This is a genomic window from Klebsiella sp. WP3-W18-ESBL-02, from assembly GCF_014168815.1.
Classification (GTDB): Bacteria; Pseudomonadota; Gammaproteobacteria; order Enterobacterales; family Enterobacteriaceae; genus Kluyvera; species Kluyvera ascorbata_B.
In genome coordinates, this window is record NZ_AP021972.1 from 3,460,807 (window position 1) to 3,477,340 (window position 16,534).

Sequence of the window (16,534 nt, forward strand, 5' to 3'; positions counted from 1 at the left end):
CGGTGACGCTGCGCTTACCGGGCCTACGGGCCTTATAGGTCGGGTAAGCGCAGCGCCACCCGACATGAGGACGGTACTATGTTTTATCGTTTATGGACGCTTATCCGCAAAGAGCTACAGTCGCTGCTGCGCGAACCGCAGACCCGCGCCATATTGATTATGCCGGTGCTGATTCAGGTGCTGCTGTTCCCCTTTGCCGCCACGCTGGAGGTCACTAACGCCACCATCGCCGTCTATAACGAAGACAACGGTCAGCACGCTATCGAGCTGACCCAACGCTTTGCGCGCGCGAAAGCCTTTACCCATGTGCTGGTGCTAAAAAGCCCGCAGGACATTCAGCCGACCCTCGACACCCAAAAGGCCCTGCTGCTGGTACGCTTCCCGGCCGGCTTCTCGCGTAACCTCGACACCTTCCAGACCGCGCCAATGCAGCTGCTGCTCGACGGACGCAACTCTAACAGCGCGCAGATTGCCGCTAACTACCTCCAGCAGATTGTGAAGAACTACCAGCAGGAGCTCATGGAAGGCAAGGCCAAACCCAATAACAGCGAGCTGGTGGTGCGTAACTGGTACAACCCGAACCTCGACTACAAGTGGTTTGTGGTACCGTCGCTGATCGCCATGATCACTACCATCGGTGTGATGATCGTCACTTCACTGTCGGTCGCCCGCGAACGCGAACAGGGCACGCTGGATCAGCTACTGGTTTCGCCGCTGGCTACCTGGCAAATTTTCGTCGGCAAGGCGGTGCCTGCGCTGATCGTCGCCACCTTCCAGGCCACTATCGTGCTGGCCGTCGGTATCTGGGCCTATCAGATTCCCTTCGCCGGTTCGCTGGCGCTGTTCTACTTCACGATGGTGATTTATGGGCTGTCGTTGGTCGGGTTTGGGCTGCTAATCTCTGCACTGTGCTCGACCCAGCAGCAGGCGTTTATCGGCGTGTTCGTCTTTATGATGCCGGCGATCCTGCTGTCGGGCTATGTATCACCGGTCGAAAACATGCCGGTATGGCTCCAGCATTTGACGTGGATTAACCCGATTCGGCATTTTACCGATATTACCAAGCAGATTTATTTGAAGGATGCGAGTCTGTCGATTGTCTGGGGGAGCCTGTGGCCGCTACTGTTTATAGCGGCCACGACGGGATCAGTGGCGTACGCGATGTTTCGCCGCAAGATCGCCTGAGGCTTTTTCTTTCACCAGCAGCGAGAACACCGCGGGCCCGGCAAGGATAGCCAGCCCGGCCACCGCCAGCAGGTAGTTATTTTGCAGCACGCGCGACAGCAGCCAGACGACAATAACTGCGGCGCCAAAATACCAGGTCGTGGTCAATTCTTCGAGCACATCGGCGACGTCGCGCCAGCGCTGCTCAGGGTGACGCTGTAAGGCCAGCATCAGTAAAACGGTGACGGCATACACAACGCAGAGGCCCAAACCCACGCGCACCAGCGCGCCGCTCATCCAGCCCATCACCAGCACGGCGATGACCAGCAAATGCAACATAATCTGCCAGCAACTTAGCCCCGTTGCGACACGAACTCGTTGTTGCCACTTCATGGCTTCTCTCCTGAAGAATTTTATTTGCTTATTCAGAGTACCCGAGTCTACGGAAAATTCCGTAAATGTGCCTCTTTTTGTGACATCCGTGTCACTATTTCGCTCAGGAAGAGAGCAGCTTGTGCATTTTTCAGGCTACCCATCCAGGTTGTAAGCAAAAAAAATCCCGGAACTCGTCCGGGATTGTGCTTTTCTCTTTGCGCTTAGCGGCGGTTGCCGAAAATCCGCAGCAGCATCAGGAACAGGTTGATAAAGTCGAGATACAGCGTCAGCGCGCCAAGAATCGCGTATTTACGCAGATTTGAGGTGTCGCGCACGTCAATCTGCTCGCCGATGTTTTTCAGCTTCTGGGTGTCGTAGGCGGTCAGCCCGACGAAGATAATCACCCCGATATAGGTAATCGCCCACATCAGCGCGTCGCTTTTCAGCCAGAAGTTAACCAATGAAGCCAGCACGATACCAATCAGCCCCATAAACAGCATGCTGCCGAGCCCGCTCAGGTCACGCTTGGTGGTGTAACCATACAGGCTCATGATGCCGAACATCCCGCCCGTCACCACGAAGGTGCTGGCAATAGAAGAATAGGTATAAACGATAAAAATGCTGGATAACGTCAGCCCGGTTAACGCCGAATAGAGCATAAACAGCGTCGTCGCCATGCCCGCACTCAGACGCTGCACCATACCGGAGAGCACAAACACCAGCGCCAGCTGGGCGATAATCAGGCCGAAAAAGGTGATTTTGCTGGAGAAGACAAACATCATCACCGCAGGGGTATTCGCCGCGTACCACGCAATAAACGCGGTTAACAGCAGCCCACAGGTCATCCAGCCGTAGACCTGTGCCATGTAAGTTTGCAGGCCGCTACGGGCCTGGACGATAGAATCGGACCGAGGGAATCGTTCCATGACAGTCTCCTGAATCAATAGGTATCAACAGTAAGTGTACTCTACCAGCGCTCGGCTGCCTGTTTATCGCTGTCGCGCGCTTCCACCCAGCGATCGCCTTCCGGCGTCGCTTCACGCTTCCAGAAAGGCGCGCGGGTCTTGAGATAGTCCATGATAAATTCACCGGCGTCAAAGGCGCTGCTACGATGCGCGCTGGTCACACCGACAAACACAATTTCGTCACCGGGCCACATCTCACCAATGCGGTGAATCACGGTCACACGCCCCAGCGGCCAGCGTTCACGCGCCGCCTCTACGATTTCGGCGAGCGCTTTCTCGGTCATGCCCGGATAATGTTCGAGCGTCAGCGCCTTCACGCTGTCACCGAGGTTGTGGTTACGAACCTTGCCGGTAAACGTCACTACCGCGCCGTCTTCATCGCGCTCGGCAAGCCAGGGATACTCCTCCCCGACGCTAAACGGTTCATGCCCAACGCAAATACGCGTTTCGCTCATTTTAACCTCCTGTTACCGGCGGGAAAAACGCCACTTCATCGCCATCGGTCACCGGATGGTCGAAGCTGACCAGCGTCTGGTTGACCGCCGCGAGGAGTTTGCCCTCCTCCAGGGCCAACGACCAGCGCCCTTCCTGCGCAGCCAGGTGCTGACGTATGGCTTCAACGGTGGCGAATTCCGGCGCTAATGCCAGCGAGTCGGTCCCCACCAGCTCACGCACCTGCGCAAAAAAAAGCACATTAATCATGATGTTCCGCCTCAAAATCACCTGATTTACCGCCGCTTTTCGCCAGCAGACGAACCGGGCCGATAACCATATCTTTTTGCACCGCTTTACACATATCGTAAATGGTCAATGCGGCCACCGAGGCGGCGGTCAGCGCTTCCATCTCGACGCCGGTTTTGCCGGTCAGGCGGCATAAAGACTCGATGCGCACGCGGCTATGCTCCGGCTGAGCCTGGAGATTCACCTCCACTTTACTGAGCATCAGCGGGTGGCACAGCGGAATGAGATCCCAGGTGCGCTTGGCGGCCTGAATACCGGCGATACGCGCGGTTGCGAAGACATCCCCCTTATGGTGGCTGCCGTCGATGATCATCGCCAGCGTTTCCGGCAGCATGGTAACGAACGCTTCCGCGCGCGCTTCACGAACGGTTTCCGCCTTGGCGGATACATCCACCATATGGGCTTCGCCCGCCGCGTTGATATGGGTCAGTTGCGACATCGTTTATTTCTTCAGATGAGGGTGAAAATTACACGGACGCGTACGGGCATCCAGCTGCGGCGCGATGATGTTATCCCACGCGGTGCGGCAGGCTTTGGTGGAACCCGGCATCGCAAAAATCAGCGTCCGGTTGGCCATGCCGGCCACGGCGCGCGACTGAAGCGTGGCCGTGCCGATTTCTTCAAACGAGAGCATGCGGAACACTTCGCCGAAGCCTTCAATTTCGCGATCGAACAGCGGCAGCAGCGCTTCCGGCGCCTGATCGCCGTCGGTCAGGCCGGTACCGCCGGTGATGAGAACCACCTGTACATCATCGCGAGCAATCCAGGCGGAAACCTGAGCGCGGATCTGGTAGCGGTTTTCTTTAACAATCGCCTTGTCGACGATTTGATGCCCCGCCTCGTGCGCGGCGTCACGCAGGAAATGGCCGGAGGTGTCATCCTCTTCGCCACGACGGTTGGAAACGGTAAGAATAGCAATGCGGGTCGGGATAAATTCAGCGCTCACCTGACTCATTTGATAGCTCCTTGATAACGAATTATCCACCAATATAGGACAAATTCTGGGTAATCCCGGTATTGCCCTCATGCAGGAAGTGGGTCTGTTTTTTGTGCGTTAAGGCTTCGGCAATGCGCGCTTCCAGCGCCTGCTGCTGGGCGTCTTCGGCCAGCAGCTCGCGCAGATCAACGCCGCCGTCGCCAAACAGGCACAGATGCAGCTTCCCAACGGACGAGACGCGCAGGCGGTTACAGCTGGCGCAGAAGTCTTTTTCATACGGCATGATTAAGCCGATTTCCCCTTCGTAGTCGGGGTGGCAAAAGACCTGTGCCGGGCCGTCGCTGCGCTGACGGATTTGATGGATCCAGCCGCGTCTGAGCAGCGCGTCGCGCAGCACCATGCCGGAAATATGGTGTTTGCGGAACAGCTCGCTGCCCTCGCCGGTTTCCATCAGTTCAATAAAGCGGAGTTGAATACGGCGCGGTTTGATCCACGCCAGAAAGGTGTCGAGCTGGTGATGGTTAACATCGCGCATCAGCACGGTATTGACCTTCACTTTATCAAAGCCTGCGGTAAAGGCGGCGTCGATGCCGTCCATCACCTGGCGGAACTTATCCTGCCCGGTTATCGCGTGGAACTGGCGCGCGTCAAGGCTGTCGACGCTGACGTTCAGCGCCGTCAGTCCTGCCTCACGCCAGGCGGCAACGTCTCGCGCCATACGGTAACCGTTGGTGGTGACCGCGATCTGGCGAATGGCGGCGTTCTCTTTGACTGCGGCAATCACATCGGTAAAGTCGCGACGCAGCGACGGTTCGCCGCCGGTCAGTCGCACTTTCTCGGTCCCCAGAGCCGCAAAGGCGCGCGTCACACGGCGAATTTCGTCAAGCGACAGAAACCCTTTATTGGTGACCCCATTAGGCTGGTAGCCGTTAGGCAGGCAGTAGGTGCAGCGAAAATTGCATACGTCGGTAATCGACAGGCGCAGATAGAAAAACCTGCGCGCAAACGCATCAGTGAGTTGTGAAGCCATAGACACCTTTCCAAATACGGGAGGCGAGATCATTTCTTCCTTCGCCCTGGCGACAGGAGAACCTGCCGCGGCCAAAACGCCCTATCTTTTGACTTAGGCGCAGAGGCTAGAGTGTGTTGTTCAGTCGGTAATACTGAACCATGTTATGCCGAATAGTAGCGCGAGAATAACGGTTTCGCCATTTTCGCTTTCGCTATATAAACATGTACATAACGAGACGATCGTGCACTTTCCCTACAGAATACGTAAAAATCATGTTTTTGCATTGATATACGTCATTTTGACCGGTACGGGGCATCGTCTTTTAGAGGTAGTTAGGCTAATGTAAGCCCATTTTCAGGACATAAGGAAGCTGTATGCGCAATCGCACTTTTGCCGATCTCGACCGCGTTGTCGCGCTCGGCGGCGGGCACGGCCTTGGACGCGTGATGTCATCCCTGTCATCGTTGGGTTCTCGCCTCACCGGCATCGTCACCACGACCGACAACGGCGGTTCTACAGGGCGCATTCGCCGTTCGGAAGGCGGTATCGCCTGGGGCGACATGCGTAACTGTCTCAATCAATTAATCACCGAACCCAGCGTCGCATCGACCATGTTTGAGTATCGTTTTGGTGGTAATGGCGAACTTTCCGGGCATAACCTCGGAAATCTGATGTTAAAGGCGCTGGATCACCTGAGCGTAAGGCCTTTAGAGGCGATTAATTTAATCAGAAACCTGCTGAAAGTAGAGGCATCCTTGATCCCGATGTCGGAGCAGCCGGTCGATTTAATGGCAATCGACAGCGAGGGCCACGAAATCTACGGCGAGGTTAATATTGACCAGCTCACACTGCCTCCACAGGAGCTGCTGCTGACGCCGTCGGTTAGCGCCACTCGCGAAGCGGTACAGGCCATTGCCGAAGCCGACCTGATCCTCATCGGCCCGGGCAGTTTCTACACTAGCCTGCTGCCGATTCTGCTGCTGCCGGACATTGCTCAGGCGCTGCGTCGCACGCCTGCCCCAATGGTTTACATCGAAAACCTGGGCCGTGAGCACAGCCCTGCCGGTCATCTGAGTCTGGGAGACCGGCTGAGCCTGCTGGAGCATTACATTGGTAAATCGGTTATTGATGCCGTGGTAGTGAGTCCGAAAGCGGACATCAGCGGTACGGCAGATAAAGTAGTGATTCAGCAGGCGCTGGAAGCGAGCGACATTCCGTATCGTCACGATCGCGCCCTGTTACGCGCCGCGCTGGAAGAGGCGCTTCAGGCTTTAGGCGGCGATTCCTTAAAATCTTAAGGTTGTCTTAAAATAGGTCGGGCAGCATAGCGAGCATCAATCTTATTAGGTTACTGCTATGCTTCGCCTGTTACGTCAACGCCCTACGATTAGCCGTTTGGCCTACATTGTTTTATTCGCGCTCTACATTGCCCTGGCGCTCAACGTCGTATTTTATCGCCAGGCGTTTACCCTGCTGCCAGTTGATAGCCTGCATAACGCGCTGGTCTTTCTGACCATGCCGATCGTCGCCTTTGCGGTGATGGCGATTTGTCTGGCGCTCGCGTCCATCGTTCGTCTTGAGAAAGTGCTCGTGACGCTGTTTATTCTGCTCGGCGCCAGCGCACAATATTTCATGATGAATTTCGGTATTATTGTTGACCGCTCGATGGTCACCAATATTTTTGATACCACCCCCGCCGAGAGCTATGCCCTGCTTTCCGGCCAGATGATTATCGTACTGGGGATCACCGCACTGCTGTTTATTGCGCTGGCCTGGTGGGTAAAAATTAAGCCCGCCACAACGCTGTGGCGCGGTGCGCTAACGCGCGCGGGCACAATTATTGTCTCTACCCTATTAATTCTGCTGGTTGCAGGCCTGTTCTATAAAGATTACGCATCGCTGTTCCGTAATAATAAAGAACTGGTGAAATCACTGAACCCGTCAAACAGTATTGTTGCGCTTAACTCCTGGTATTATCACCACAAAATGGCCAATCTTCCGCTGGTTAAAATTGGCGAAGATGCGCAGCAAAAAGCGTTGATGAAAAATGGCCCGCGTAAGAATTTAACCATTATCGTACTGGGCGAAACGTCACGCGCCGCCAATTTCTCGCTGGGCGGCTACGACCGCGATACCAACCCGCGGTTAGCGCAAGATAATGTGGTTTACTTCCCTAACACGACCTCTTGCGGTACCGCTACCGCGGTGTCCGTTCCCTGTATGTTCTCGAATATGCCGCGAGCACGCTACGACGAAGCGCTGGCCTATCACCAGGAAGGGCTGTTGGATATCCTCCAGCGCGCGGGGATTCAGGTGCAGTGGAACGACAACGACGGCGGCTGTAAAGGCGCCTGTGACCGCGTGCCGCATCAGGACGTGACGGCGTTGAATCTGCCGGGCCAGTGCATTAACGGTGAATGCTACGACGAAGTTCTGTTCCACGATCTGGAAAAAACCATCGATAGCCTACAGGGCGACGGCGTCATTGTGCTGCATACCATTGGTAGCCATGGCCCGACCTATTACAATCGCTACCCGCCGCAGTTCCGCCGCTTTACGCCAACCTGCGACACCAGCGAAATTCAATCCTGTTCCCAGGAGCAGCTGAAAAATACCTACGACAATACCATTCTGTATATCGATTATATTGTCGATAAGGCCATCAAACTGCTGCAATCCAGACAGGATAAATTTACCACCAGCCTGGTTTATCTTTCCGACCACGGCGAATCGCTAGGGGAAAATGGCGTTTATCTGCACGGATTACCGTATTCTATTGCTCCGGAAACGCAAAAACATGTACCAATGTTATTATGGCTATCCAAGGATTATCAGCAGCGTTACGGTGTGAATTACGACTGCCTGCAGAAACAGGCCAAAGAGAATGACTACTCGCAGGATAATCTGTTTTCTACCGTGCTGGGGATGACCGGCGTAGAGACCAAAGAGTATCGCGCAGCGGATGATATATTAGCGACGTGCAAATAGAGGCGAACAGATGAAAATATTAGTCGTTGAAGATGACACCCTATTATTGCAGGGGCTGATTCTGGCCATGCAGAGTGAAGGGTATGCCTGTGACGGCGTCGCCACGGCGCAGCAGGCTGCGCTGAGTCTGGCCAACGGGCACTATAGCCTGATCGTGCTGGACCTCGGCCTGCCGGATGAAGACGGGCTGCATTTCCTCCACCGTATGCGGCAGGAGAAAATGACCACGCCGGTGCTGATTCTGACCGCCCGCGATACGCTGGAGGACCGCGTCAGCGGTCTTGATACCGGCGCCGACGACTATTTAATCAAGCCATTCGCGCTGGAAGAACTGAACGCCCGTATCCGCGCGCTGCTGCGCCGCAACCTGAACCAGGGCGATAATGAAGTGACGGTGGAAAACCTGCGCCTCAACGTTACGCGCCGTCAGGTGTGGCTGGATGACGCGCTGCTTGAGCTCACGCCGAAAGAGTACGCCCTGCTTTCGCGTCTGATGCTGAAGGCCGGTAGCCCGGTGCATCGTGAAATTCTCTACAACGATATCTATAACTGGGACAACGAACCGGCCACCAACACGCTGGAAGTGCACATCCATAACCTGCGCGACAAGGTGGGAAAATCACGGATTCGTACCGTACGAGGCTTTGGCTATCAATTGGTGAATACCGGTAAGGCAGAATAACGCATGGCGCTTTTTTCCGTCCGTAAATGGCCGATGCGCCACCAGCTGCTGCTGGCAATTGGCCTGATTCTGGTCGTGTTCCAGCTCATCAGCGTGTTCTGGCTATGGCATGAAAGCAAAGAGCAGATTGAGCTGGAAGTGGCGATGCTGATGCACAACCACAATAACGTTAAACATATCCGTCATGAGGTTCGTGAAGCCATCGCCAGCCTGCTGGTTCCTAGCGTGGTGATTATCGGCCTGGCGCTGTATCTGTGTCTGCAGGCGGTAAAACGCATCACCCAGCCGCTCGCCGACCTGCAGCGGGAATTGGATGCGCGCACCCCGGGGAATTTGCAGCCCATTTTCCTGCAGCAGACCACCGTTGAGGTTGAAGCAGTTACCCATGCCATCAACCAACTGGTGGAAAACCTGACCCAGACGCTCGATCGCGAACGCCTGTTTACCGCCGATGTCGCCCACGAGCTGCGCACGCCGCTGGCGGGCCTGAAGCTGCATCTGGAGCTACTGGAGAAAACCCAGCACCTGAATCTGGCGCCGCTGCTACAGCGTCTGGACCAGATGACCGAAAGCGTTGCGCAACTTTTACTGCTGGCCCGCGTCGGACAATCGTTCTCAGCAGGCAGCTATCAGCAGGTTAATCTGCTGAGCGATGTGATTGAACCGCTGAAGGGAGAGCTGGAAACGATGCTCGCATCACGTGAGCAGACATTAGCCATCGCTGAGCCCGTACCGACGGTGACCGTGGCCGGTGACGCCACGCTGCTGCGGCTTCTGCTGCGTAATCTGATTGAGAATGCTCACCGCTATAGCCCGCCATCGTCAACCATCACGGTGTCGCTGGCGAGGGATTCAAAGCCGATGCTTATTGTGGAAGATGAGGGGCCGGGGATTGATGAGTCGAAGGTGGGTGAGCTTAGCCAGGCGTTTGTACGTATGGACAGCCGCTACGGCGGAATTGGGCTTGGGCTGAGCATCGTCACGCGCATTGCCCAACTCCATGAAGCCGCATTCTTCCTGCAAAACCGCGAGACCGGAACCGGTACGCGGGCATGGGTAGAGTTTCAGCTCACCAGGCGCTAAAGCGCGCTCAGAAGGTCAGCATCCAGTGGCTCAGGAAACCGGCAACGATGGCAACAGAGATGAGTAAGGTGAACAGCTGCTGGATATTCAGTTTTGACATGACACTACCCTCAATGATTTTGCAGATAGTATCAGCACAATTTATTAAGTGAACATTAAGGCTGGCTGCTGGCTCGTGATGGATGCCGCAATTCAGAAAAATAGTGCCCCATCTCTAGCCAGCAGGCCGGAGAAGGCTTTGCCCCCCTCCGCCACGCGGCCTGATAGCACAACGCTTATCAGGCCGACGCGATATTCATGCACCGACTCATGACGCTGCAATAAACAGCTCGCGCAGCTGATGCAGGCGATCGCGGATGTCTGCCGCTTCCTCAAACTCAAGATTCTGTGCGTGTTTCAGCATCTGCGCTTCCAGCGTTTGAATCTGCTGCTGCAAGGCTTTCGGCGTCAGCGCCTGAACGTCCGGCTCAACGATTGGCGACGCGGAGCGCGACTTACCGCGGCCCTTCGCTTTGGTCTTCGCCAGCCCCTCGCCCATCGCCAGAATATCGACGACGTCTTTCACCAGCCCCTGCGGCACGATGCCATGCTCTTCGTTGTAGCGTTCCTGCTTCTCGCGACGACGTTCAGTTTCACCGATAGCTTTCGCCATGGACGGGGTAATTTTGTCACCGTAAAGAATCGCCTTACCGTTGATATTACGCGCGGCGCGGCCGATGGTCTGAATCAGTGAACGTTCAGAGCGCAGGAAACCTTCTTTATCGGCGTCGAGAATCGCCACCAGCGATACTTCCGGCATATCCAGCCCTTCACGCAGCAGGTTGATGCCGACCAGCACATCAAACTCACCGAGGCGCAAATCGCGAATGATCTCCATGCGCTCGACGGTGTCGATATCCGAGTGCAGGTAGCGTACCCGCTCGCCGTGTTCTTCGAGATATTCGGTGAGGTCTTCCGCCATGCGCTTGGTCAAGGTGGTGACCAGCACGCGTTCGTTAATCACCGAACGCTTGCGAATTTCAGACAGCAGGTCGTCGACCTGTGTCGCCACCGGCCGCACTTCAATCAGCGGATCTAGCAGCCCGGTTGGGCGCACGACCTGGTCTATCACTTCGCCACCGGATTTCTCCAGCTCGTAGTTGCCCGGCGTTGCCGAAACGTAGATAGTTTGCGGCGCCAGCGCCTCAAACTCTTCAAACTTCAGCGGACGGTTATCCAGCGCCGACGGCAGACGGAAACCGTATTCGACCAGCGTCTCTTTACGCGCCCTGTCACCGCGATACATACCGCCGATTTGCGGGATGGTGACGTGTGATTCGTCAATCACCAGCAGGCCATCGGCAGGCAGATAGTCAAATAGCGTCGGCGGCGGCTCGCCCGGCCCGCGCCCGGACAGGAAGCGCGAGTAGTTTTCAATGCCCGAGCAGTAGCCAAGCTCGTTCATCATTTCCAGGTCAAACTGGGTGCGCTGGCTCAGGCGCTGCTCTTCGAGCAGCTTGTTGTTGGCCAGCAGCACCTTGCGGCGATCTGCCAGCTCGTCTTTGATCTCTTCCATCGCCTGCACGATACGTTCACGCGGCGTGACGTAGTGCGATTTAGGGTAGATGGTAAAGCGTTGAATCGTCGACTCGACGTGACCGGTCAGCGGGTCGAACAGTGAAAGACGTTCAACCTCTTCGTCAAACAGCTCTACGCGCAGCGCCAGATCGTCCGACTCGGCCGGGAAAATGTCGATGACTTCGCCGCGTACGCGGAAGGTTGCGCGCTGAAACGCCTGATCGTTGCGGGTGTACTGTAGCTCGGCCAGACGACGCAGAATAGAACGTTGGTCGATAATCATGCCCACGGTCAGGTGCAGCATCATTTTAAGATAAAGATCCGGGTCGCCCAGGCCATAAATCGCCGACACCGATGCCACGACGACCACGTCCCGGCGTTCAAGCAGCGCTTTGGTGGCGGATAAACGCATCTGCTCGATGTGTTCGTTCACCGAGGCGTCTTTTTCGATGAAGGTGTCCGAGCTTGGGACGTAGGCTTCAGGCTGATAGTAGTCGTAGTAAGAAACGAAATACTCTACCGCATTCTCCGGGAAGAAGGCCTTCATTTCACCATACAGCTGCGCAGCCAGCGTTTTGTTCGGCGCCAGCACCATCGTTGGGCGCTGTAAGTCGGCAATCACATTGGCGACGGTGAAGGTTTTCCCCGAGCCGGTCACCCCAAGCAGCGTCTGGTGGGCCAGGCCGTCCTCAAGCCCCTCTTTAAGGCGCGCGATGGCAGCCGGCTGATCGCCGGAAGGGCTGAATGCGGAATGTAACTTAAACGGTTTACTCATGGGCGACGCTACCTGATGACGAATGGGCCGGGCTGGGAATTAATTCTACTCGCCGCCCGCCGAATTGCCAATAAAAAACACTGGATATAAAAACAGTAATCACCTATTGTAGTTTGCACAATCGACGAAATGGCGGACGCACGCCGCGAAAATTTAACCCGTGACAAGATAAAACGCTGGCCAAATTGGGTTATCCCCAGAATTTTTTCTCTTTTAACATTTGTCAATATAGGTCATGAAAGTTTTATGGCAACCTAAGGCACTTTTTATTACGCCATTGCTTTATTTTAACTTATTGATTAACAACAAAAACACAGAAAAGCCGCGTTTCGCATCAATTCAGGCGCAGACCGCATGCTCTCTCGTTTACCGTGGGTTTTCTAACTCTAATACACAGGGTTATCCACAGGAATAGTGGATAACTGCCGCTAGCCCCTATCCCCCGCCACACGGCGATTTGCGCAACATCCTGTCAATGCTCGAGCAAAAAAATATTTTCTCGCCAATTTTGATATGTATCAGCAAAAAAGCGCGCTTGTTTTCCTTCGTTTCTGCGCCTTTTCCCTTACGTTTTCCACGGTTTAGCATTTACGAATGAAGATGACCACCGGCGCGAATCCCGCCCCCGACAGCAGGACTCACAGTGCGCTAAGGTCAAGATAGCCGCCCAGCGGCTGGGTATCGACCGCCTCACCCAGCCAGGGAATTTCCCCCAGCATCGGGGCTGGCAGCATTCGCTGAAGGGTGCTGAGATATTCGGCATGGCGACGTCCCGGCGGCGTGACGTCATTCGCTATCCAGCCCGCCAGCCGCAGCCCTGCCTGCTGTACCGCCTGCGCAGTCAGAACCGCGTGGTTAATGCAGCCGAGCTTCACCCCGACCACCAGAATCACCGGTAGCCGTTCATCTCGCACCCAGTCGGCGAGAGTCAAGGTCGGGGAAAGCGGCGTGAACCAGCCGCCAGCCCCTTCGACCAACACCCAGTCAGCCTGCGATTCCAACGCGCATAGCCCGGCAGACAGTACGCTGGCCTCGATCGGCCGCTGCTCATCGGCGCTAACGATATGCGGAGAGGTCGGCTCCGCAAAGGTATAGGGGTTGACCTGTTCATAGCGCAGCGGCACGACGCTATTACGCTGTAGCGCCAGCGCGTCGCTGTTGCGCAACCCTTCCTCAGTCATTTCGCTGCCGGAGGCAACCGGCTTATAGCCTGCCGTTCGACGCCCCAGCAAACGCGCAGCCTGCAATAGCGCGGTACTGGCCACGGTTTTGCCCACTTCCGTATCGGTTCCGGTTACATAAAAGCGTTCAGTCACGCGTAATCACTCCAGTAAAAAGGTGGTAAGTCAGCGGGCATTTTCCCGCCTGCGATGGCCAGGCCAGCTCGAGCTGCTGTAGCCTGCCGCGCGTTAACGGCTGACGGCTGCGCCCCTGGTGCAGGTGCGTCGCGCCAATCCCCTTCAGCGAACGCATGGCGCTCAGCGCATTGGGGAATGACAACGTGATGGTGGTTGCACGACTTCGGCTGCGGTACCCCGCCAGCGCCTCGGAGAGCGCCGATTCAGGCAAAAAACGGTTGGCGTGCGGATGGTTATCAATCGCCTGCCAGGCCTGGTTCAGCTCCGGCAGCGAGCCTGCGGTCAGCGTGGTGAACGCCAGCGTCCCGCCGGGGGCGAGCTGGCGATAAAGCCCGGCTAGCGCAGAGGGCAAATCGTTGCACCACTGAATGGCCAGGTTACTCCACACCAGCTCGAAACCTTCGCCGGGCAATGGAATGGCCTCCATGTCGGCGAGCAGGTAGCAATCCGCGGCCTGCTGCTTGCGTGCCTGTTGGAGCATCTCTTCGCTGAGATCCAGCGCGGTAACGTGGCTGCCGCGTTCTCGCCAGTAGCGGCTGTAGCCGCCCGGCCCGCAGCCGACGTCCAGCACGCGAGGAAACGCCTGCGCCGGTAGCTGGGACAGCAGCTGCGTCGCGCTAAGACGCTGTAGTTCATCGTGTTGATGATACGACGTTGCCGCGCGACCAAACGCCGCCGCGACCGCCTGTTTATCCACGCTCGCCATGCAGCACCTCCAGCAGATGCATGATGTCCTGTGCGTCGTGCGCTGCGGTTAGGGCCAGGCGCAAACGGGCGGTGCCAGCCGGAACGGTCGGCGGGCGAATCGCGGTGACCCAGCATCCCCGCTCGCGCAGACGCTCGGCCAACCGCAGGGTTTGCCCGTTATCGCCGACGATAAGCGGCTGAATAGCGCTCGCTGAGTCGGTTAACGTATAAGCGAGGCCGCGGGCGCCGAGGCGAAAATCAGCCACGTGCTGCGCCAGCGTTTCCCGACGCTGCTGACCATCGTCACTCTGAATCACCGCCAGCGCCATTTGTAGCGCCTGCGCCTGAGCGGGCGGCATGGCGGTGCTGTAAATCAAATGGCGAGCAAACTGCACAAAATAATCGGCCACCGCATGGCTGCAGAGCACGGCGGCGCCGCTCAGACCAAAAGCTTTGCCGAAGGTAACGATCAGCAGTTCAGGGTGAACGCCCTGCTGATGGCAACTGCCGCGCCCGCGCTCACCGGTCGTGCCAATACCGTGCGCATCATCGACCATTAACCAGGCATCAGCAGTGCGCGCGGCGGCGGCGATTTTGGCCAACGGCGCACTGTCGCCGTCCATACTGAAAACACCTTCCGTCACAACCAACTGCTGGCCGCTGACAGAAGCAGCCAGCAGCGAAGCCAGATGATGGCTATCGTTGTGCTGAAAACGGCGCAGCTGAGCCGGGCTCTGGCTGGCAGCCTCCAGCAGCGAAGCGTGGCTTAACCGGTCTGCGACTATCCGATCTTCACGCCCGGCCAGCGCGGCAATGACCGCCTGGTTGGCGGCAAAGCCTGAGATAAACAGCAGCGCGCGGTCGTAGCCCAGCCAATCAGCGAGCTGCTCTTCCAGCCGCTCATGCGCCAGATGATAGCCGGTGACGTGACCGGACCCGCCGCTGCCGACACCGTAGCGTTCAGCCCCGTCCTGCCAGGCGCGAATCACCTGCGGATGCTGGCTGAGGCCAAGATAATCATTGCTGGAAAAGTTGCGGTAGCGACGCCCGGCGTGCAGCAGCCAGCGCCCCGCCCCCTGTTCCAGCGGCTGACGCTGGCGAAAAGCCTGCGCGTCGCGTCGCTCAGTGACGGCCTGTTCTATTCGCTGCTGCCAGCTCATACCGCCGCCGCGTTGTAATAATCGTCGGTATCCGGCGTCATCAACGCCTGTTCCAGACGCTGCTGCTGTTCATTATCACCGGCCGTCACCGTGGTTTGCTGCGGATTAATGCCCAGCTTACGGAACAGCTGTAAATCTTTGTCTTCTTCCGGGTTCGGCGTAGTCAGCAGCTTGCAGCCGTAGAAAATAGAGTTGGCTCCGGCCATAAAGCACATGGCCTGCGTCTGCTCGTTCATCTGCTCGCGGCCAGCGGATAGACGCACATGCGAGGTTGGCATCATGATGCGAGCAACGGCAATGGTGCGAATAAAATCAAACGCATCGACGTCTTCGTTATCGGCCAGCGGCGTCCCCTTCACCTTCACCAGCATGTTGATGGGTACGCTTTCCGGCGGCGTCGGCAGGTTCGCCAGCTGCAGCAGCAGGCCCGCGCGATCGGTAACGGTTTCTCCCAGCCCGACAATCCCACCAGAACACACTTTGATCCCGGCATCGCGGACTTTATCCAGCGTATCCAGGCGTTCCTGGTAGGTACGGGTGGTGATGATGTTGCCGTAAAACTCCGGCGAGGTATCGAGGTTGTGGTTGTAATAATCCAGCCCGGCCGAAGCCAGACGCTGCGCCTGACCGTCGGAGAGCGTCCCCAGCGTCATACAGGCTTCCAGTCCCATCGCTTTCACGCCCTGTACCATCTGCTCGAGGTAAGGCATATCGCGCTCGTGCGGGTTCTTCCACGCCGCGCCCATACAAAAACGGGTTGAGCCCGCCATCTTGGCTTTACGCGCTGACTCCAGCACCTGCTCCACTTCCATCAGACGTTCGCTTTCCAGGCCCGTTTTGTAGCGCGAACTCTGCGGGCAATATTTACAGTCTTCCGGGCAAGCGCCGGTTTTAATCGACAGCAGCGTGCTGACCTGCACCTGGCGGGGATCAAAATGCTGACGGTGAACCTGCTGAGCTTCAAACAGTAAATCCAGCAGCGGTTTTTCAAAAAGAGCGGTGACCTGCGACATTGTCCAGCGTAAAGGGTGAGCCATTGGCTTCTCCGGG

The 16,534-nt window shown here is 56.8% G+C and carries 17 protein-coding genes and 1 riboswitch; of the genes, 5 read left to right on the top strand and 12 right to left on the bottom strand.

Translation table 11 applies throughout. From position 1 onward, the window contains the following. Positions 1-78 precede the first annotated feature (78 nt). A complete protein-coding gene (locus tag H7R56_RS16515) occupies positions 79-1,185 on the top strand; it encodes an ABC transporter permease (protein ID WP_182928309.1) in 1,107 nt (368 codons plus the stop codon). On the opposite strand, the gene H7R56_RS16520 is transcribed toward H7R56_RS16515, so the two are convergent. From H7R56_RS16520 to moaA, 7 genes are all read right to left on the bottom strand, one after another. Continuing rightward, positions 1,147-1,557: a YbhQ family protein gene (locus H7R56_RS16520; protein ID WP_106924580.1), complete on the bottom strand. Its 411-nt coding sequence runs from the start codon at positions 1,555-1,557 to the stop codon at positions 1,147-1,149. The two genes, H7R56_RS16515 and H7R56_RS16520, sit on opposite strands and share 39 nt — an antisense overlap. 203 nt (positions 1,558-1,760) lie before the next feature. Then, positions 1,761-2,465 (bottom strand): Bax inhibitor-1/YccA family protein, encoded by a 705-nt coding sequence (locus H7R56_RS16525; protein WP_106924581.1) that lies wholly within the window; start codon positions 2,463-2,465, stop codon positions 1,761-1,763. Positions 2,466-2,506: 41 nt separating this feature from the next. Continuing rightward, positions 2,507-2,959, bottom strand: a complete 453-nt coding sequence (gene moaE / locus H7R56_RS16530) for a molybdopterin synthase catalytic subunit MoaE (protein WP_106924582.1) — start codon at positions 2,957-2,959, stop codon at positions 2,507-2,509. Position 2,960: 1 nt separating this feature from the next. Then, positions 2,961-3,206, bottom strand: coding sequence for a molybdopterin synthase sulfur carrier subunit (moaD, locus tag H7R56_RS16535; protein ID WP_106924583.1), 246 nt, complete (start codon positions 3,204-3,206; stop codon positions 2,961-2,963). Further along, positions 3,199-3,684 (bottom strand): cyclic pyranopterin monophosphate synthase MoaC, encoded by a 486-nt coding sequence (gene moaC, locus H7R56_RS16540; protein WP_106924584.1) that lies wholly within the window; start codon positions 3,682-3,684, stop codon positions 3,199-3,201. The genes moaD and moaC overlap by 8 nt, the downstream gene beginning before the upstream one ends. A 3-nt stretch (positions 3,685-3,687) precedes the next feature. Beyond that, positions 3,688-4,200: a molybdenum cofactor biosynthesis protein B gene (gene moaB, locus H7R56_RS16545; protein ID WP_065355567.1), complete on the bottom strand. Its 513-nt coding sequence runs from the start codon at positions 4,198-4,200 to the stop codon at positions 3,688-3,690. A gap of 22 nt (positions 4,201-4,222) precedes the next feature. Beyond that, a complete protein-coding gene (gene moaA / locus H7R56_RS16550) occupies positions 4,223-5,212 on the bottom strand; it encodes a GTP 3',8-cyclase MoaA (RefSeq protein ID WP_106924585.1) in 990 nt (329 codons plus the stop codon). Further along, a riboswitch (molybdenum cofactor riboswitch) is annotated at positions 5,200-5,338 on the bottom strand. It overlaps the preceding gene by 13 nt. A gap of 230 nt (positions 5,339-5,568) precedes the next feature. Between moaA and yvcK the strand changes: the two genes are divergently transcribed. Genes yvcK through pmrB form a run of 4 tightly spaced genes read left to right on the top strand, consistent with a single transcriptional unit; the run spans position 5,569 to position 9,947 of the window. Next, a complete protein-coding gene (gene yvcK / locus H7R56_RS16555; RefSeq protein ID WP_106924587.1) occupies positions 5,569-6,492 on the top strand; it encodes a uridine diphosphate-N-acetylglucosamine-binding protein YvcK in 924 nt (307 codons plus the stop codon). Positions 6,493-6,550: 58 nt separating this feature from the next. After that, positions 6,551-8,182: a phosphoethanolamine transferase EptA gene (gene eptA / locus H7R56_RS16560; protein WP_106924588.1), complete on the top strand. Its 1,632-nt coding sequence runs from the start codon at positions 6,551-6,553 to the stop codon at positions 8,180-8,182. A gap of 10 nt (positions 8,183-8,192) precedes the next feature. Further along, positions 8,193-8,864 (top strand): two-component system response regulator PmrA, encoded by a 672-nt coding sequence (gene pmrA, locus H7R56_RS16565; protein WP_106924589.1) that lies wholly within the window; start codon positions 8,193-8,195, stop codon positions 8,862-8,864. Between the two features lie 3 nt (positions 8,865-8,867). Next, positions 8,868-9,947 carry a two-component system sensor histidine kinase PmrB gene (gene pmrB, locus H7R56_RS16570; RefSeq protein ID WP_106924590.1) on the top strand — a complete coding sequence of 360 codons (1,080 nt, stop codon included), beginning with the start codon at positions 8,868-8,870 and terminating at the stop codon, positions 9,945-9,947. 307 nt (positions 9,948-10,254) lie between these two features. Here the strand turns inward: pmrB and uvrB are convergent, their stop codons facing one another. The 5 genes from uvrB to bioB all read right to left on the bottom strand — a co-directional run bounded on the left by uvrB (position 10,255) and on the right by bioB (position 16,521). Further along, positions 10,255-12,279, bottom strand: coding sequence for an excinuclease ABC subunit UvrB (gene uvrB, locus H7R56_RS16575; RefSeq protein ID WP_106924591.1), 2,025 nt, complete (start codon positions 12,277-12,279; stop codon positions 10,255-10,257). Positions 12,280-12,917: 638 nt separating this feature from the next. Then, positions 12,918-13,595: a dethiobiotin synthase gene (bioD, locus tag H7R56_RS16580; RefSeq protein ID WP_106924592.1), complete on the bottom strand. Its 678-nt coding sequence runs from the start codon at positions 13,593-13,595 to the stop codon at positions 12,918-12,920. Further along, complete coding sequence (gene bioC / locus H7R56_RS16585) at positions 13,588-14,343, bottom strand: malonyl-ACP O-methyltransferase BioC (RefSeq protein ID WP_106924593.1); 756 nt, start codon at positions 14,341-14,343, stop codon at positions 13,588-13,590. Before bioC ends, bioD begins: the two co-directional genes overlap by 8 nt. After that, the gene (bioF, locus tag H7R56_RS16590) at positions 14,327-15,484 is read right to left on the bottom strand and encodes an 8-amino-7-oxononanoate synthase (RefSeq protein ID WP_106924594.1); all 1,158 of its coding nucleotides are present in this window, start codon (positions 15,482-15,484) and stop codon (positions 14,327-14,329) included. The genes bioC and bioF overlap by 17 nt, the downstream gene beginning before the upstream one ends. Further along, on the bottom strand, positions 15,481-16,521 hold the full coding sequence (gene bioB / locus H7R56_RS16595) for a biotin synthase BioB (protein ID WP_106924595.1): 1,041 nt from the start codon (positions 16,519-16,521) through the stop codon (positions 15,481-15,483). The genes bioF and bioB overlap by 4 nt, the downstream gene beginning before the upstream one ends. Positions 16,522-16,534 lie beyond the last annotated feature (13 nt).